Source organism: Geodermatophilus sabuli (assembly GCF_010686765.1).
Taxonomy (GTDB): Bacteria; Actinomycetota; Actinomycetes; order Mycobacteriales; family Geodermatophilaceae; genus Geodermatophilus; species Geodermatophilus sabuli_A.
This window is the reverse complement of record NZ_JAAGWF010000002.1, coordinates 55,219-71,926: the sequence shown is the minus strand read 5'-3', so window position 1 is coordinate 71,926 and position 16,708 is coordinate 55,219. Positions and strand designations below refer to the sequence as shown.

The following is a 16,708-nucleotide window of genomic DNA, read 5'->3' as shown; positions in this document are numbered from 1 at the left end:
GCTGCGTGGCCGTGCGAACATCGGTCCCCGTGCGGCTGCGGGGTGCCGGGGACCTCCCCCGCGAGGTCAGGGTGCTGTCGGTCGTGGCCTTCGTGGTCGCGCTGGGGTTCGGCATCGTCGCCCCGGCCATCCCGCTGTTCGCCCGCTCGTTCGGCGTGGGCACCACCGCGGTCGGGCTGGCGGTCAGCGCCTTCGCGTTCTTCCGCTTCGTCTCGGCGTTCAGCGGCGGCTCGCTGGTGGAGCGCCTGGGTGAGCGGACGGTGCTCGCCGCCGGGCTGGTCACCGTCGCGGTCACCACCGGAGCCGCCGGCCTGGCCGACTTTTTCCCGGTGTTCCTGGGTCTGCGCGCGGCCGGCGGCGTCGGCAGCGCGATGTTCACGGTGGCCGCGCTGTCGCTGCTGCTGCGGGTGTCCCCGCCGACGCACCGCGGACGGGCCGCGGCGACCTACCAGGGCGGGTTCATCCTCGGCGGCATCGCCGGCCCCGCGCTGGGCGGCCTGCTCACCGAGCTCTCCGCGCGCCTGCCGTTCCTGCTCTACGCGGGGTTCCTGCTGGTCGCCGGCGTCGTCGGCCTGCTGTACCTGCGTCCCGGCGCCGCGGCCCCGCCGACCGGGACGCCGGCTGCGACCGAGGCCGCTCCGGGCCCGGAGACCCTGCCGCTGCGCCGGGCGTTCCGGTCGCGGGTCTACCTCGCCGCGCTGGTCGCCAACCTCGGCGTCGGCTGGGTGCTGTTCGGCGTCCGCAACTCGCTGGTCCCCCTGTACGTCACGGAGGAGCTCGGCCGCTCCGTCGCCTGGGCCGGCGCCGGCCTGCTGGCCGGGTCGCTGGCCCAGGCGCTCGGGCTGCTGCGGTCGGGCCGGCTCGCCGACGCCTGGGGACGGCGGCCCTCGCTGGTCCTGGGGACGGCGCTGGCCACCACGTCGATGGCGGTGCTGGTGCTGCCCCCGGCGATCGGTGCGTTCCTGCTGTCGATGGCCGCGTTCGGGCTGGCGGCCTCGCTGCTGTCCAGCGTGCCCGCGGCCCTGGTCGGCGACGTCAGCCCGGCCCGCGGCGGCCGGGTCGTGGCCGTGTTCCAGATGTCGGCCGACCTGGGCGCCATCGCCGGACCGCTGGTGGCCGGCTGGCTCACCGACGTGGCGTCCTACCAGGTGGCCTTCGCGGTCAGCACCGCCGTACTGGGACTCGGGCTGGCCGCGGCACTGGCGATGCCACGGTCGACCCCGCGGGCGCCGGGCCGCGCGGCGCCGACGGCCAGGAACGCGTCCGGGCGCGCCCGTCACGCACCGTGAGGGCGATCCGCGTGTCGACGGGCGTGCCGACCGGGGTCGGCCCGCGCCGGTCCCTCGGTTTGTCACGGTTCGATGACGGCCCCTAGCGTGGCCCGGGTCCGGACGGGTCGTTCCGCCACCTCCGGTGAGGGCCGCCCGGACGCCGCCGAACCCTGCGTCGGCCCACCTCGTCCGCGAGGCGGGTCGGCAACCAGGGACCGGGGACCCACCGCAGTCCTGGGGTGAAGCGCCACCGGCCCACCGGGCCGAGGGCGCCGGGCGCCTTCCCGCCCGAACCCGTCAGCTAACTCGGTAGGCGGCCGTGGAAGAGAGGACAGCTCCGCCAGCATGGCGAGTTCGCACGCCCCCGCCCGCCGCCTGTCCGCCCCCCGCCTGCTCATCGGCCTCGTCGCCGTCGGCGGTCTCACGCTCACCGCGGCGCCCGCGGCCGCCGCACCCGAGGACCCGACCACCTCCCAGGAGGCCGCGGCGCTGGTCGCCGACCGCGCCCGCCAGCTCGAGGTGGTCACCGAGGAGTTCAACGAGGCCCGCGAGCGGCTGCGCGCCAGCCAGGACGACGCCGCCCGGGCCGCCGGGGAGGTCGCCGCCGCCGAGGCCGCCCTCGCCACCGCCCGCGAACGGGTGCGCGCCGTCGCCCGCGGCGCCTGGACCGGGGACCGGCTGAGCACCCTGTCGGCCATGCTCACCAGTACGTCGCCCGAGGAGGTGCTCGACCGGGTCGGCACCCTGCAGACGATCGCCGACCACAACAACGGCGTCCTCGGTGGTGCCGAGCAGGCCACCGACGCCGCCGACCGGGCGCGGTCCGCCGCCGAGCGGGCCGCCGGCGACGCCCAGGAGCTGGTCGACCGGGTCTCCGCCCAGCAGGCGGCGCTGGACCAGCAGGTCGCCCGGTTCCAGGCCGAGTACGACCGCCTGGCCGCCGAGGAGCAGCGCGCCGCACGGGAGGCCGCCGAGCGGGAGGCGGCCGAGCGGGCCGCCGCCGAGCAGGCCGCCGCGGCGGCGGCGCAGGCAGCGGCCGGGGGTGGGGCGGCGCCGGCGGAGGCCGCACCGCGCTCCACGGGCAGCGGGAACCGGTCCGCCCCCGCCCCGCGCGCGGCCGCGGCACCGGCGCCGGCCGCCGCCCCGGTGGTCGCGGGCAGTGCCGCCGCCCAGCGGGCCGTCGACACCGCGATGGCCCAGCTGGGCGACCCCTACGTGTGGGCCGCCGCCGGACCGAACTCCTTCGACTGCTCGGGTCTGGTGCAGTACGCCTACGCCGCGGCGGGGGTGACCCTGCCGCACTCCAGCCGGATGCAGTCGACGATGGGCGCGCCGGTGTCGCGCGCCGACCTGAAGCCCGGGGACCTGGTGTTCTTCTACAGCCCGGTCAGCCACGTCGGCATCTACATCGGCAACGGCCAGATGGTGCACGCCTCCACCTACGGCCAGCCGGTCAAGGTGGCGCCGGTGGACGGGATGGGCGGCTACAACAGCGCCCGCCGCATCGCCGGCTGACCCCGCCCCGGAGGGGCAGGGACGGCCATCTCTTGCCCCTCGGGACGGGTCAGTGGCCCGCCCGCCCCCGGCCCCTTCGCCCCCGCTCCGCTCCTCGGTCGCCGGCGCTGCCCGCGATGCTCACGGGGGCGTCAGTGGCCCCGGAACGCGTCCTCGAGCCACCACGACGGCTGGTCGCCGGCCACCTTCGCGTCGACCAGCAGCGGCGCCGTCCTCGGTCCGGCCACCCAGTCGGCGACCGGCGCGAGGTCCTCGGGACGCCGCACGGTGAGCGCCTCGAAGCCGATCCCGCGGGCGAGGGCGGCGAGGTCGGTGTCGGGGAAGCGGACGGTGTCCAGCGGCGCACCCTCGGGACCGAAGTGGTGCACCTCCGCCCCGTACGCGGCGTCGTTGTAGACCACGACCACCATCGGCAGGCCCAGCCGCACCACCGTCTCGAGCTCCGCCGCCCCCATGAGCGCCCCGCCGTCCCCGAGCGCGGCGACCGGCAGCCGCCCGGGCCGGGCCAGCGCCGCGCCGATCGCGCTGGCCAGCCCCAGCCCGACGGACTGGAAGGCCTGGGTGAAGCAGAACCCGAACTCGTCGGGGACGCCGAGGAACATGCTCGGGTAGCCCATGAAGTTGCCCGAGTCGACGGCCACGACCCGCTCGGCCGGCAGCAGGTCGTCCAGGGCGATCGTCAGCGTGCGGGGGTCGATCCGGTCCGGGCCGCCGGCGGCGGCGAACGGGACGTCGCGCCAGCGCACCCGCCGGGCGATGTCGGCCCGGACCTCCGGCGTCCGGTAGCCGGGAGCCGGGACCTCCCCCAGGGCGCCGGCGACCGCCGCCGCCGTCGTCCGGACGTCGCCGGCCACCCCCAGGGTCAGGTCGCGGTGCACGCCCAGGGCGGCGGGGTCGTCGTCGACCTGGACGACGACGGCGTCGGCGGCGAGCAGCCGGCCGTGCCTGGTGGTCCACGTGTTGAGGGCGCACCCCCAGCCGACGACGAGGTCTGCGCCGCTGATCAGCTCGGCGGCCAGCGGGGAGGCGAAACCACCCGAGACGTCCAGGGACCACGGATCGCCGGCGAACAGCCCGCGAGCCACCGCCGAGGTGGCCAGCAGCGCGCCGCACCGCTCGGCGAGCGCGGTGAGGGCCTCCCGGCAGCCGGGCCCGCGAGCGCCGCGGCCGGCGACGAACACCGGTCTGCGGGCCTGCCGCAGGGCGGCGGCCAGCCGCTCGACCTGCTCGGGGTGCAGGGCCGGCGGTTCCGGCACCGGCACCGGTAGCGCGCCGGCCGGGGCCGGCAGGTCGTCCACCTGGACGGCCAGCGGCAGGTTGAGCACCACGGTGCGCCGGCCGTGCACCGCCGTCCCGACCGCGGCGGCCACCTGGTCGAGCGCGTCCCCCGCGGAGGTGACCCGCATGGGCACCGCACCCACGGCCGCGGCCAGCGCCGACTGGTCGACGGCGAAGTTCGACGTCGGCGAGCTCGCCTCGGCGGCCAGCACCACCAGCGGCGTCCGGCTCTTGGCCGCCTCGGTGATGCCGGTCATGGCGTTGGTCAGGCCGCAGCCCTGGTGCACGGTCAGCGCCGCCGGCCCCCCGCTCATCCGGGCGTACGCGTCGGCCATCGTCGCCGCGCCGCCCTCGTGGCGGGCGGCGACGAACCGGGCGCCCGCGGCGACCATGGCGTTGGTGACGGCGAAGTTGCCGGAGCCGACGACGCCGAACACCGTGTCGACGCCGCAGCCGACCAGCGCGGCGCCGACCGCCTCGGCGACGGTGGTCCTCATCCCCGCTCGACGAGGGCCAGCACCCGGGACGGCGAGCCGGACCCGGACACGATCGGCAGCGGTGCCGCGACCAGGACCACCCCCGTGGGCGGCAGGAGCGCGAGGTTCTGCAGCTGGGTGAGCCCGTACTTGCCGCTGCCCATCAGGGCGGCGTGGCAGGGGAAGGGCGGGTCGAAGGAGTGCGCGGCGCCGGCGTCGGTACCGACCGTCTCGACGCCGAGGCCGATGACCGGGGCCTCCTCGGCCAGCCAGCGGGCGCACTCCGGCGAGACGCCGGGCGTGTGCGCGCCCGTCGCGTCGGCGTTGAGGAAGTCCTCCTGCGAGGCGCTGCGGGCGTCCCAGCCGGTGCGGTAGAGCAGCCAGCCGCCCGCGGGCAGCGGCCCGTGCTGGGCCTCCCAGGCGCGCACGTGCTCCACCTCGAGCAGGAAGTCCGGGTCCGCGGCGGCCTCGGCGGAGAGGTCGAGGACGACGGCGGGCGCGATCAGCCGGGACGCCGGCACCGAGGCCACGTCGTCGCCGTCCCGCCCGGTCACCCAGTGGTTGGGCGCGTCGAAGTGCGTGCCGGTGTGCTCCCCGGTGCGGATGTTGTTCCAGTACCAGGCGGGCCCACGGTCGTCGTAGCGGCTGAGCTCCTCGAGCTCGAAGCGAGCGGTCTGGGCGAAGTCCGGCGGCAGCGCGATCACCGGCGTCTCGGCCGACAGCGGCGCGGTGAGGTCGACGACCTCGATGCCGCCGGACGCCAGCGCGGCGGCGAACCCGGACAGGATGGACATGACGGTCCCTTCTGCGGACGACTCGGGGCGGGACGCAGCATGCCGCATGCCCTCGGCGGCCCGTGGCCTCAGCCGCCCGCCGGGTCACCCTGGGCGTGGCAGCGGACCGCCACGATCGCGACGTCGTCGTCGGCGCGGGCCCCGACGATCCGCTCGAGCAGCGTGTCGCACAACCGGTCCACCGGGACGGCGCCCAGCTCGGCGACCAGGGCCACCAGCCGCTCGATGCCCTCGTCGATGCCCGAGCGGCCCTGCTCGACCAGCCCGTCGGTGTAGAAGAGCAGCGTGTCCCCCGGACCGACGTCGGTCGTCGTGTCCGTCCGCGGCCGGACCGACTCCGCACCGAGCAGCGTCTCGGGGCTCGAGACCAGCACCTCCACCCGGCCGTCGGCGCCGAGCAGCAGCGGCGGCAGGTGACCGGCCGAGGACCACCGCAGGGTGCGGCGGCCGGTGGCCAGCTGGTCCGGGGTCTGCTCGAGCCGGGCGATCAGCGCGGTTGCCAGCGTGCCGATGCGCAGGCCGGTGAGCGCCTCGTCGACCCGGGTGAGGACCCGGGCGGGCTCCTCCTGCCGGTCGTAGGCGATGCCCCGCAGGATGCTGCGGACCTGCCCCATCGCCGCGGCGGCGTCCACGTTGTGGCCGACGACGTCGCCGATCACCAGCAGCGTGCCGCCGTCGGGCTGCTGGAAGGCGTCGTACCAGTCGCCACCGACGCGCATGGAGCTGGTGGCCGGCCGGTAGCGGACGGCGATCTCCAGCTGGTCGGGCTGCGGTGGCGGGGTCAGCAGGCTGCGCTGCAGGGTCTCGGCGACCTTGAGCTGCCGGCCGTAGAGACGGGCGTTGTCGATGGCCAGGGACGCCCGTCGCGCGACCTCCACCGCGGTGGCGATCTCCATCTCGCTGTGCGGCGGGCGGATGGCGGTGTTGACCAGGCCCAGTGCCCCGAAGGTCTCCGCGCGCGCCCGCAACGGCACGATGGTCAGCGAGCCGGCGTCCAGGCGCGTCCAGGCCGCCCGCACCTCGTCGGTGGGCAGGGACGCGTCGATCAGCTCCGGGTCGATGGTGGTCAGCTGGATCGGCTCGCCGGTGAGCAGGGCGGCCGCCATCGGGTTGTTCTCGTCCCCCGCAGCCCGGGTCCGCCCCCGGACGTAGACGTCGAGGTCGGTCCGCCGTGCCGGGTCGCGGTGCGCCCAGGCCTCGGAGGGCTGGCCGTCGTCGCCGAGCACGGTGACGACGGCCCAGTCGCACAACCGGGGCACGACGAGCTCGACGAGCTTGCCGACCGACTCCCCGGCGTCCAGCGTGCTGATCATCGCCTCGCTGACCTCGGCGAGGAACCGCATGCGTTCGTCCTCGGCGGCGAGGACGGCGGGGTCCGCCGGGCGCACCCCCTCCGGCGGCGGCCCGGAACTCTCCCGCAGGTGCACGTGCAGGCGGTCGTCGGCGCGGTACGCCGTGGCGTCGAGCCACCGGTCGGCCGGCGCGTAGAACCCGCGCCAGGTCACCCGCTCCCCGACGCTGCGGGCGTGCAGCAGGAAGCTGTGGAAGATCGTGCCGGCCAGCTCGGGCAGCGCGATCCAGATGTTGCGGTCGACCAGCTCGTCCCGGTGCCGGCCCAGCAGGTCCGCCGTGGCCTGGTCGACCGAGACCAGCGTCCAGTCGGCGTCGAACACCGCGACGGCCGACCGGCCGCCCGTCCCCGGGAGTCCCGAGGATGCGCCCGCACCGCTCACGACGTCCCCACCACCTCCACCGGTGGCCTCCCCGGCCACGCGTCGGAGGCACAGTACGCCCGCCGGCCACGTTCTCCCGGGGCCGCGGAGCGGGCGCGCGGCTCCGCCGGGCGGTCCTCGATGCGGCTGGTCACCGCCGCGCCGTCGGCGCGGCCCGGTCGGCCCCGGCCGGGACAGCCCGGGAGACTGTGCCGGTGCACGTGGAGACTCTCTTGTTGCTGGTCCTGGGCGCGGTCGCCGTCATCGTCGCCGCACAGTGGGCGGCCGCCCGCACCGGGCTGCCGGCAGCGGCGCTGCTGACGCTGGCCGGCATCGCCTACGCCTACCTGCCCGGACCCAACATCCCGCTGGACCCCGAACTCGTGCTCACGCTGGTGCTGCCACCGCTGCTCTACAGCGCCGCGCTGGACAGCTCCCTCATGGCCATCCGCCGCAACCTGCGCACGGTGGTCAGCCTGTCGGTGCTGCTGGTCCTGGCCACGGCGGTGACCATCGGCGTCGGCTTCGCGCTCTTCGTGACCGGGGCGACGCTGGCCGCCGGCATCGCCCTGGGTGCCGCCGTCGCCCCGCCGGACCCGGTCGCGGCGCTGGCGGTGGGCCGCCGGGCCGGCCTGCCGCCCCGGCTGATCACCCTCATCCAGGGCGAGGGACTGCTCAACGACGCGACCGCGCTGACCATCCTCGCGGTGGCCGTGGCGGCCGCGCAGGGCGACGGGTTCTCCACCCCGGCGGCGGCCGGGCAGTTCGTGATGGTCGCGGCCGGCGGTGTCGCGGCGGGCGTGGCCGTGGCCTACGGGGTCCGGCCGCTGCGCCGGCTGCGCCGGGACCCGCTGTCGTCGAACGCCGTCTCGCTGGCCACGCCGTTCGTGGCGTACCTGCTGGCCGAGTCGGTGCACGTCTCCGGGGTGCTCGCCGTCGTCGTCGCCGGCCTGATCATCGGCCACCACAACCCGAGCTGGGCGTCGGGGGCCAGCCGGCTGCAGACCGACGCCGTCTGGCGGCTGGTCGACTTCCTGCTCGAGGGGATCGTCTTCCTGCTCATCGGCCAGCAGCTGCCCGGCGTCATCGCGGGGCTGGACCAGTACACGACCGGCACCATCGTCACGGCGTCGGCGGTCACCGTCGGCGTCGTCCTCGTGCTGCGGCCGCTGTGGCTGTGGCTGACCGAGCACCTGCCGCAGTCCCTGCACACCCGGCTGGGCGGCCCCGAGGTGGCCGGGGACGACGACGAGGACCCGACCAGTGCACCGAGCCGGCTGTCGGGCCGGGAGATCGTCGTCCTGAGCTGGGCCGGCACGCGGGGGGTGATCAGCCTGGCGGCGATCTTCACCCTGCCCCTGACCACCGACAGCGGCGAGCCGTTCCCCGACCGCAACCTGCTGCTGTTCTGCGCCTTCCTGGCCGTGCTGGTCACCCTGGTCGGGCAGGGCCTCACCTTCGCCCCGCTGGTGCGCGCGCTGGGGCTGCGGGCCGACGAGGCCGACCAGGCGCGGCTGCGCAACGAGGCGCGGATCGCCTCGGTCGAGGCCGGCCTGTCCCGGCTCGACGAGCTCCAGCGGGAGCAGCACGACGACGTGGACGACGAGGCGATCGGGGCCATCCGCGACCAGTTGCAGGCGCGGCTGGACCGCTACCGGCAGCGGCTGGACATGCTCCAGGGCGCGGAGGGTGGCGAGGTGCCGTTGTCCCCGCAGTACGAGGCGGCGCTGCGCGTGCGGCGGGCGGTCCTCGGCGCGCAGCGCGAGGAGCTGCTGCACTGGCGCGACGTCGGCCGGCTGCCCGACGAGGGCCTCCGGAGGCTCGAGCGCGAGCTCGACCACGAGGAGGGACGGCTGCCGGCCCGCCGGTGACGGCCCGCCCGGGCCGGGGCGCTCCGCCCCGGCCCGGCGCTCAGACCAGCTGGGTCGACCGGTTGTCGAACAGCGCGAGGGCGGCGGCGGTGTTGGACGCCGGCACGAAGTAGGTCGAGTGCACCTTGCGCACCTGGGGGTTCATCGCCCCGCGCATGATCAGCCACATGATGAGCTCGATGCCCTCGGAGCCGGCGTCGCGGATGTAGTCCTCGCGGGACAGCGCCGCCAGCTTGGCCGGGTCCTTCTCGATGGCGTCGAGGAACATGTGGTCGAACTCCGGGTTGATGAACCCGGCCCGGGCGCCGGCGAGCTGGTGGGACATCCCACCGGTGCCCAGGACGGCGACCTTCAGGTCCTGCGGGAACGAGGCGATCGCCCGCCCGAGGGCCTGGCCGAGGGCGTAGCAGCGCGCCGCGGTGGGCTGCGGGTACTGGATCACGTTGACCAGGAGCGGCACGACCGGGCAGGGCCAGGACTCCCCGGGGTCCGGCGTCCAGACCGACAACGGCACGGTGAGCCCGTGGTCGACCTCGAGCTCCTGGAAGACGGTCAGGTCGAAGCCGTCGTCCACCAGCTTCTCGAGCAGGTGCAGCGACAGCTCGGGGTGGCCCTGCACGACCGGCACCGGACGCGGTCCGAAGCCCTCGTCGGCGACCGGGTACTCGTCAGCGGTGCCGATGCCGAACGTCGGGACGACGTCGAGGTCGATGCCGTTGGCGTGGTCGTTGTAGACGACGATCGCCACGTCCGGCGCCTGCTCCGGGTCGGCCAGCCACTCGCGGGCGGGCCGGTACCCCTCGAACAGCGGCGCCCAGGCGTCGGTCTCGGTCTTGCCGCGGTCCATGGCGGCGCCGATCGACGGGACGTGCGAGGTCGCCAGTCCCCAGACCACCTCAGCCACGGTTCTCCCCCCGGCGCCGCATCGCGGCGACGAACTCCTCTTCGGTCACGCCGCTGAACACGCCGCCCAGGTACTGCATGGACCGGCCCTCCATCATGGCCAGCTTGTACATGTAGAAGATGCTGGCGCCCAGGTCGATCATGCCCTGCCAGTCGCGGCCGAGGACCGCCGCCTTCTGCTCCGGCGAGAGCCCGGACGCGTCGCAGTAGGCCGCCTCGTCGGCGAGGAACCGCTCGCGGGAGGCAGCGTCGCGGAAGGTCATGAACATCTTGTTCATCCGGTACCCGCGGCGGCTCGACTCTCCGTCGAACACCGGGGTCCCCGGTACGTCGAACCTGCTCTCGACCGTCATCGCTCGTTGCTTCCCTCTCCCCGGTCGCCAGAAACCGAGCCGATCCACCGGATGCGGGCGGCGCCCGCGGTGGACTGTTCCGCCGCCAACGGTCGGCGATCGGGTCGACCACCCGGGAGTGACCTTCCACATCGTGGAACGTCGGTTCTCGCGGCGCAGCGTGACGGCAGACACTCTCCGTGGGTCCCGAGGGAACGCCGTGCGCCCGCACGGCCCCGCGGGCCGACCGCACGCTCGGATCCGGTGCGGTGACCGACGTGCACGAGCCGCTGGTGGAGCCCATCAGCGGGGTGAGCCCGGCGGAGGGGTCGCAAATCCGGACCCCTGACACTGCAGGACACAGCCCGGATCCGGGTAGGACGCGCGAGACCGTCCGCCCATGCGCACGTCCAGCGAGGAAGGAAGCACATGGCCAAGACACTCACGGTGCGGGACCCGGGGTCCCGCGCCTCCCTCAAGCGGGTCTTCCAGACGCTCGGCTACGAGGTCATCCCGTTCAAGAAGACCGAGGAGAACGTGCTCAAGTACGTCCCCAAGGACGTGCGGCTCACGGTCACCGCCTCGCCGGCCAAGGGGCAGGACGCGACGGTCGACCTCACCGTCAAGCTGAGGGAGCACGGTTACACCGTCGCCCCGCACCTGTCGGCGCAGCAGACCCTCTCCCGCCAGCACCTGGCCGAGATCGTGGCCCGCTGCCGTGAGGCCGGCATCCACGAGGTCTTCATCGTCGGCGGCGACCCGACCGACACCCCGACCGAGTTCAAGGACGCGCACGCCCTGCTGGTCGCCCTGCACGAGCTCGACCACGGCTTCACCGACATCGGCATCGGCGGCCACCCCGAGGGCCACCCGTCGGTCTCCGACGACGTCCTCTTCGACGCGCTGGCGGCCAAGGCCCCCCTGGCCCACCACATCAAGACCCAGATCGTCTTCGACCCCAAGGTCATCCTGAACTGGGCCCGCGAGCTCAAGCGCCGCAACATCGACCTGCCCGTCCACATCGGCGTGCCGGGCGCGGTGACCCGCGCCAAGCTGATGCGGGTCTCCGGCGGTCTGGGCATCGGGGAGTCGGCGAAGTTCCTCAAGAAGCAGCAGAGCCTGTTCTGGCGCTTCTTCATCCCCGGCGGCTACAACCCGGACAAGATCATCAAGGGCCTCCTCCCGCACATGGGCAAGGCCGACAACAACATCGAGAACTTCCACATCTTCACCTTCAACGACCTCGAGCCGACCGAGGCCTGGCGCACGAGCACGCTGGAGAACCTCTCCTCATGAGACGTGGTCCGGCCGGCCGTCGGCCGGCCGGACCAGGGGTCGCCGAGCGGGAGCGCGGAGCACACCGGCCGCGCCACCATCCCCCCGCCGGAGCCCGTCGAGCAGCACCACCAGTTCCATCCGACACCCAATGGAGGGCACGAACCCGATGAGCGCGAAGAACCTGCAGGAACTGCTGGACCAGTCGGGCAACACCGCCGAGCTGCTGCGCAACTCGCAGCTGGGCACCTACATCTACCCGGTGGTGCCGTCGGAGTTCACCAACTGGCGCAAGGAGCAGCAGGCCTGGCAGAAGACGGCCGTCCTGTTCGACCAGAGCCACCACATGTTCAACCTGTTCATGCGCGGCAAGGACGCGCTCAAGCTGATCTCCGACACCGGCATCAACAGCGTGGCGAACTTCCCGGTCGACATGGCCAAGCAGTTCGTCCCGGTCACCCCGGCCGGCAACGTGATCGGTGACGGCATCCTCTTCCGCCTCGCCGAGGAGGAGTACGTCTACGTCGGCCGCGCCCCGGGCGCCAACTGGCTGCAGTTCAAGGGCGAGACCGGCGGCTACGACGTCGAGATCCGCAACGACCCCCGCTCCCCCTCGCGGCCCTACGGCAAGGCCGTGACCCGCGACCTCTGGCGCTTCCAGATCCAGGGCCCCAACGCCTGGCCGATCATCGAGAAGCTCAACGGCGGCTCGGTCGAGCAGCTGAAGTTCTTCCGGATGAGCACCATGACCATCGCCGGCGAGACCGTGCGCACCCTCCGCCACGGCATGGCGGGCGCGCCCGGCCTGGAGATCTGGGGCCCGTACGAGACCTACGACAAGGTCCGCGACGCCATCATCGAGGCCGGCAAGGAGTTCGGCATGGAGCCGGTCGGCTCCCGCGCCTACTCCACGAACACCCTCGAGTCCGGCTGGATCCCCTCGCCGCTGCCGGCCATCTACACCGGTGAGGAGCTGCGGCCCTACCGCGAGTGGCTCGGTGTCGACAGCTACGAGGCCACCAACGCCATCGCCGGCAGCTTCGCGTCGGACGACATCGAGGACTACTACAACAACCCGTGGGAGCTCGGCTACGGGTCGTTCGTGAAGTTCGACCACGACTTCATCGGTCGCGACGCCCTCGAGGCCCTCGACAAGGACAGCCAGCGCCGCAAGGTCACCCTCGAGTGGAACTCCGAGGACCTGGCCAAGCTGCTCGCCTCCCCGGTCGAGGGCGCCAAGTACCAGTTCTTCGACCTGCCCAACGCCAACTACGGGTCGTCGAACTTCGACAAGGTCATCGACGCCGACGGCACCCTGCTGGGCCTGTCGATGTTCACCGGGATCTCGGCCAACGAGCAGAAGGGCCTGTCCCTGGCCACCGTGAGCCCCGACGTCCCCCACGGCGCCGAGGTCCGCGTGGTCTGGGGCGAGCCGGACGGCGGCACCAAGAAGACCACCGTCATGCCGCACGAGCAGTTCGAGGTGCGCGCCATCGTCAGCCCGGTCCCCTACGCCAAGATGGCGCGGGAGTCCTACCAGGGTGGCTGGCGCACCGTCGGCAAGGCCTGAGCCCTGCCACGGGCCGTCCGGAACGGCCCCGCACCACCGCCCCACCCCGGGGACGGGAGCCGGTCCACCCGGCTCCCGCCCCCGGCACCGCACGCCCCGCGCCGGCCGGTCCGCCGCGGGGCGTGCGGCCCCGGCAGCCGAGACACCCACCTCGAGAAAGCCAGGATGACGCCCTCCTCCCCGCAGCCGCAGGCACCCGCGACGACATGTCGCTGACTGCCCCCTGGGCGCGGTTCGACGACCTGACGGCGGGCACCGCGCTGCGCTTCCCGCCGCCGCACCGGGTCGTCACCGCGGAGCGACCGGAGGACGTCGTCCCCGCCCTGGCCGACGTCGAGCGGGCCACCGCCGCGGGCAGCTGGGCGTTCGGCTACGTCGGCTACGAGGCCGCCCCGGGCCTGGACCCGGCACTCTCCGTGGCCGGGCGCCGCCCCGGCGACCCGCCGCTGGTCTGGTTCGGCATCGGGGACCCCCCGGCGGAGGTCGACCCGGTCGCCCCCGTCACCGGTCCGCGGCCGGCCGCCTCCGCGTGGACCCCGGACCGGACGCCGGAGGAGCACGCCCGGGCCGTGGCCGGCGTCCGCGCGCACATCGCGGCCGGCGAGACCTACCAGTGCAACCTCACCGCCCGGCTGCACGGCCGGGTCGACGGGGACCCGCTGGCCTTCTACGGCGACCTCGCGCTGGCCCAGCGCGGCGCCTACAACGCCTACCTCGACCTGGGGCCGACGATCGTGGCCAGCGCCAGCCCCGAGCTGTTCTTCGAGTGGTCGGGCGAGGTGCTGCGCACCCGGCCGATGAAGGGCACCGCCGCCCGCGGGCGCAGCACCGCCGAGGACCGGGACCGGGCCCGCGTGCTGCGCTCGAGCGCCAAGGAGCGGGCGGAGAACCTGATGATCGTCGACCTGCTCCGCAACGACGTCTCCCGGGTCGCGGTGACCGGCTCGGTCACCGTCCCGGAGCTGTTCGCCCTGGAGCGCTACCCCACCGTGTGGCAGCTGACCTCGGAGGTCACGGCGCGGACCCCCGAGGGGACCTCGCTGGTCGACGTGTTCCGGGCGCTGTTCCCGTGCGGCTCGGTCACCGGCGCCCCCAAGGCCCGCACGATGGAGCTGATCCGCGACCTGGAGATCGTCCCCCGCGGCGTCTACTGCGGCGCCATCGGCGTGATCGCGCCGCCCGGCGGGCCGCACCCGCGGGCCCGGTTCAGCGTGGCCATCCGCACGGCCGTCGTGGACCGGGCCACCGGTGCCGGGACCTACGGCGCCGGTGGCGGGATCACCTGGGACTCCGAGCCGGCCGCCGAGTGGGCCGAGCTGCTCACCAAGGCCGCGGTGCTGACCACGCCGGCCGAGGACCACCAGCTGCTCGAGACCCTGCTGTTCGAGCCCGGCCGCGGGCTGCGCAACCTGGAGCGGCACCTGGCCCGGCTGGCCGACTCGGCGGACTGGTCCGGGTTCGCCTGCGACCTGGCGGCGGTCCGCGCCGAGCTGGACGCCGCGCTGTCCGGCCACGGGACGCCGGCCCGCGTGCGGGTCGCGCTGCACCGGTCGGGCCGGGTGGACGTGCAGACGGCGCCCGCCCCGCCGGCCGCCGCCGGGCCGGTGACCCTCGCGGTCGACACCGACCCGGTCGACTCACGCTCACCCTGGCTGCAGCACAAGACCACCCGCCGCGACGTCTACACCGACCGCGCCGCCCGCCACCCCGGGGCCGACGACGTGGTGCTGGTCAACGAGCGCGGCGAGGTCACCGAGACGACCATCGCCACCCTCGCCGTCCGCCTGGGCGGCCGCTGGTGGACGCCCCCCACCGCCGCGGGCTGCCTGCCCGGCGTCGAGCGCGGCCGGCTGCTGGAGGAGGGCCGGCTGCACGAGCGCGGCATCCACCTCGCCGACCTGCTGGCGGCCGAGGAGCTCGCCGTGGTGAGTTCACTGCGCGGCTGGCGCCCGGCCCGGCTGCTGGGGCCCCCCGACGACGACGGCCGTCCCCCGGCCGAGGGCTCCTGGCGCCGCCCGGCGCCCGTCGGGGGGAGCGACCGGTGACCGCCGCCCGCGCAGCCCCCTGACCGACCCGCCGCACGCCGTCCCACACCGTCCCGCACACGCACAGCCGCCCCGCCCATCCCGACCCTGGAGGACCCGTGACGACCCCCTCGACCGCCCGCAGCGCCGTGCTCACCCTGTCCTGCCCCGACGTCCCCGGCATCGTCCACGCCGTCACCGGGTTCCTCGTCGAGCACGACGCCACCATCACCCAGAGCTCGCAGTTCGACGACCTCGAGAGCTGCAACTTCTTCATGCGGGTGCAGTTCGCCCCGACCACGGACGCCGGCCTGGACGTCGCCGCGCTGTGCCAGGCCTTCGAGCCGGTCGCCCAGAAGTTCGGCATGACCTGGCGGCTGGAGGACACCTCCCACCGCGAGCGCGTGATCATCATGGTCAGCAAGTTCGCGCACTGCCTCAACGACCTGCTGTTCCGCAACTCCGTCGGCGACCTCAACCTCGACGTCGTCGCGGTGGTCTCCAACCACCCCGACCTCAAGCCCCTGGCCGACCACTACGGCGTCCCGTTCAAGCACATCCCGGTCACCAAGGACACCAAGGACGCCGCCGAGGCCGAGCTCCTGGACATGGTCCGGGAGCAGAACGTCGAGCTGGTCATCCTCGCCCGCTACATGCAGATCCTCTCCGACAACCTCTGCCGCCAGCTCGCCGGCCACGCCATCAACATCCACCACTCGATGCTGCCGGCCTTCAAGGGCGCCAAGCCCTACCACCAGGCCCACGACCGCGGCGTCAAGTTCATCGGCGCCACCGCGCACTACGTCACCGCCGACCTCGACGAGGGCCCGATCATCGAGCAGGACATCCAGCGCGTCGACCACTCCATGGACGCCGACACGTTCGTCGCCCGCGGCCGCGAGTCCGAGTGCCGCGCGCTGGCCCGCGCCGTCCGCTGGCACACCGAGAACCGGGTCCAGCTCAACGGCAACCGCACCGTCGTGCTCCAGTGAGCGCACCGGAGCGGGCCGGCGTCCCCGACGACGGGGACGCCGGCGTCGACGACCAGCCGCTGGGTCACTTCCTGGGCCAGCTGGCGGCCAAGATGCCGGCGCCGGGCGCCGGCGCGGCTGCCGCGATGGAGGCCGCGCTGGCGGCCTCGCTCGTGGCGATGGTCGGCCGCTTCACCACCGGTGAGCGGTACGCCGAGCACGCCGACGTGGTCGCCGAGGTCGTCGCGCGGGCCGACGTCGAGCGGGACGCCTGCCTGGACGCCGCGGCCGCCGACGGTGAGGCGTTCACCGCCGTGACCGAGGCCTACCGGCTGCCGCGCGACACCGACGAGGAGGAGGCGGCGCGCAGGCAGGCGATCTGTGCGGCACAGGAGCGGGCCGCCGGCCCACCCCGGGACGTGATCGCGGCGTCGGCGTCGCTGATGACCCTCGCCGAACGACTGCTGCCGATCGCCAACTTCAACGTGCTCAGCGACGTCTCCGCCGCGACGGAGGCCGCCCGGGCGGCGGCGACCACGGCGCGCCTGGCGATCGAGGTCAACCTGCCCGGCGTCCAGGACGAGCGGTACCGGGAGGAGCTGACCGCCATGGTGGCGTCGGTCGACGACCTCACCCGCCGGGCCGCCGACGTCGAGGCGGAGGTCCGGCAGCGGATCACCAGCTGACGCCGGGACGGCCCGCACCGGGACGGCTCC

Annotated in this window: 13 protein-coding genes and 1 riboswitch; of the genes, 8 read left to right on the top strand and 5 right to left on the bottom strand. The window is 74.5% G+C overall.

Annotation, left to right across the window (positions count from 1 at the left end):
* Positions 1-29 precede the first annotated feature (29 nt).
* Together GCU56_RS00530 and GCU56_RS00525 are read left to right on the top strand one after the other, a co-directional pair.
* A complete protein-coding gene (locus GCU56_RS00530) occupies positions 30-1,289 on the top strand; it encodes an MFS transporter (RefSeq protein ID WP_163479552.1) in 1,260 nt (419 codons plus the stop codon).
* Positions 1,290-1,477: 188 nt separating this feature from the next.
* A riboswitch (cyclic di-AMP (ydaO/yuaA leader) is annotated at positions 1,478-1,583 on the top strand.
* Positions 1,584-1,616: 33 nt separating this feature from the next.
* Complete coding sequence (locus GCU56_RS00525) at positions 1,617-2,786, top strand: C40 family peptidase (RefSeq protein WP_163479551.1); 1,170 nt, start codon at positions 1,617-1,619, stop codon at positions 2,784-2,786.
* A gap of 131 nt (positions 2,787-2,917) precedes the next feature.
* On the opposite strand, the gene GCU56_RS00520 is transcribed toward GCU56_RS00525, so the two are convergent.
* From GCU56_RS00520 to GCU56_RS24925, 3 genes are all read right to left on the bottom strand, one after another.
* A complete protein-coding gene (locus tag GCU56_RS00520; protein WP_163479550.1) occupies positions 2,918-4,561 on the bottom strand; it encodes a thiamine pyrophosphate-binding protein in 1,644 nt (547 codons plus the stop codon).
* Complete coding sequence (locus GCU56_RS00515) at positions 4,558-5,334, bottom strand: cyclase family protein (RefSeq protein WP_163479549.1); 777 nt, start codon at positions 5,332-5,334, stop codon at positions 4,558-4,560. Before GCU56_RS00515 ends, GCU56_RS00520 begins: the two co-directional genes overlap by 4 nt.
* A 68-nt stretch (positions 5,335-5,402) precedes the next feature.
* Positions 5,403-7,067 carry a SpoIIE family protein phosphatase gene (locus GCU56_RS24925; RefSeq protein ID WP_163479548.1) on the bottom strand — a complete coding sequence of 555 codons (1,665 nt, stop codon included), beginning with the start codon at positions 7,065-7,067 and terminating at the stop codon, positions 5,403-5,405.
* A gap of 194 nt (positions 7,068-7,261) precedes the next feature.
* Between GCU56_RS24925 and GCU56_RS00505 the strand changes: the two genes are divergently transcribed.
* The gene (locus GCU56_RS00505) at positions 7,262-8,917 is read left to right on the top strand and encodes a Na+/H+ antiporter (protein ID WP_163479547.1); all 1,656 of its coding nucleotides are present in this window, start codon (positions 7,262-7,264) and stop codon (positions 8,915-8,917) included.
* 40 nt (positions 8,918-8,957) lie between these two features.
* Here the strand turns inward: GCU56_RS00505 and GCU56_RS00500 are convergent, their stop codons facing one another.
* Together GCU56_RS00500 and GCU56_RS00495 are read right to left on the bottom strand one after the other, a co-directional pair.
* Positions 8,958-9,821, bottom strand: coding sequence for a class III extradiol dioxygenase subunit beta (locus GCU56_RS00500; RefSeq protein ID WP_163479546.1), 864 nt, complete (start codon positions 9,819-9,821; stop codon positions 8,958-8,960).
* On the bottom strand, positions 9,814-10,173 hold the full coding sequence (locus tag GCU56_RS00495; protein WP_163479545.1) for a protocatechuate 3,4-dioxygenase: 360 nt from the start codon (positions 10,171-10,173) through the stop codon (positions 9,814-9,816). Before GCU56_RS00495 ends, GCU56_RS00500 begins: the two co-directional genes overlap by 8 nt.
* Positions 10,174-10,581: 408 nt before the next feature.
* On the opposite strand from GCU56_RS00495, the gene GCU56_RS00490 reads away from it, so the two are divergent.
* The 5 genes from GCU56_RS00490 (at position 10,582) to GCU56_RS00470 (ending at position 16,678) form a co-directional block, all read left to right on the top strand.
* Positions 10,582-11,448, top strand: a complete 867-nt coding sequence (locus tag GCU56_RS00490; RefSeq protein WP_163479544.1) for a methylenetetrahydrofolate reductase — start codon at positions 10,582-10,584, stop codon at positions 11,446-11,448.
* A gap of 148 nt (positions 11,449-11,596) precedes the next feature.
* Positions 11,597-12,997, top strand: a complete 1,401-nt coding sequence (gene ligM, locus GCU56_RS00485) for a vanillate/3-O-methylgallate O-demethylase (RefSeq protein WP_163479543.1) — start codon at positions 11,597-11,599, stop codon at positions 12,995-12,997.
* Between the two features lie 206 nt (positions 12,998-13,203).
* Positions 13,204-15,042, top strand: coding sequence for an aminodeoxychorismate synthase component I (pabB, locus tag GCU56_RS00480; RefSeq protein ID WP_163479542.1), 1,839 nt, complete (start codon positions 13,204-13,206; stop codon positions 15,040-15,042).
* Between the two features lie 98 nt (positions 15,043-15,140).
* Positions 15,141-16,013, top strand: coding sequence for a formyltetrahydrofolate deformylase (gene purU / locus GCU56_RS00475; RefSeq protein ID WP_163479541.1), 873 nt, complete (start codon positions 15,141-15,143; stop codon positions 16,011-16,013).
* The gene (locus GCU56_RS00470; protein ID WP_345771554.1) at positions 16,010-16,678 is read left to right on the top strand and encodes a cyclodeaminase/cyclohydrolase family protein; all 669 of its coding nucleotides are present in this window, start codon (positions 16,010-16,012) and stop codon (positions 16,676-16,678) included. The genes purU and GCU56_RS00470 overlap by 4 nt, the downstream gene beginning before the upstream one ends.
* Positions 16,679-16,708: the final 30 nt, after the last annotated feature.

What these genes read in the sequence shown, in the direction of transcription:
- ligM (WP_163479543.1), top strand. Translation starts at nt 11,597, where the DNA reads ATGAGCGCGAAGAACCTGCAGGAACTGCTGGACCAGTCGGGCAACACC.
- GCU56_RS00490 (WP_163479544.1), top strand. Translation starts at nt 10,582, where the DNA reads ATGGCCAAGACACTCACGGTGCGGGACCCGGGGTCCCGCGCCTCCCTC.
- GCU56_RS00495 (WP_163479545.1), bottom strand. Translation starts at nt 10,173, where the DNA reads ATGACGGTCGAGAGCAGGTTCGACGTACCGGGGACCCCGGTGTTCGAC.
- GCU56_RS00525 (WP_163479551.1), top strand. Translation starts at nt 1,617, where the DNA reads ATGGCGAGTTCGCACGCCCCCGCCCGCCGCCTGTCCGCCCCCCGCCTG.
- pabB (WP_163479542.1), top strand. Translation starts at nt 13,204, where the DNA reads ATGTCGCTGACTGCCCCCTGGGCGCGGTTCGACGACCTGACGGCGGGC.
- GCU56_RS00520 (WP_163479550.1), bottom strand. Translation starts at nt 4,561, where the DNA reads ATGAGGACCACCGTCGCCGAGGCGGTCGGCGCCGCGCTGGTCGGCTGC.
- GCU56_RS00515 (WP_163479549.1), bottom strand. Translation starts at nt 5,334, where the DNA reads ATGTCCATCCTGTCCGGGTTCGCCGCCGCGCTGGCGTCCGGCGGCATC.